The sequence below is a fragment of the Enterococcus cecorum genome (genome assembly GCF_052119425.1).
In the GTDB taxonomy this organism is placed as follows: domain Bacteria; phylum Bacillota; class Bacilli; order Lactobacillales; family Enterococcaceae; genus Enterococcus_E; species Enterococcus_E cecorum_C.
On record NZ_JBQKFH010000129.1, the window covers coordinates 1 to 309 of the forward strand.

The following is a 309-nucleotide window of genomic DNA, read 5'->3' on the forward strand; positions in this document are numbered from 1 at the left end:
ATACAAACTTACCAGACATCAATACGAAATTAGAAGCCGAAATCAAAAATGTAAATGTTCAAAATGGTAGTTATGATGTAGTGGTGAATGGACAAATTAGTTCAGGAATCAAAGAAATCTATGTGCCAATTTGGTCAGATAAGAATCAAAAAGATATTAAGTGGTACAAAGCAAGTAAACAATCTGATGGCAGCTACGTTGTGCATATGAATATTGCCAATCATAAATACAATCGTGGAGAATATATGACGCATGTATATATGTATGGTAACAATGGAAAAGTAAAAGCTAAATCATTAGGTTATACAA

General features: G+C 31.4%; 1 protein-coding gene. It reads left to right on the top strand.

The features are described 5' to 3' along the window. A partial coding sequence (locus tag ACTQZM_RS12140; protein ID WP_441653911.1) for a GBS Bsp-like repeat-containing protein occupies nt 1-309 on the top strand: 309 nt, incomplete at both ends.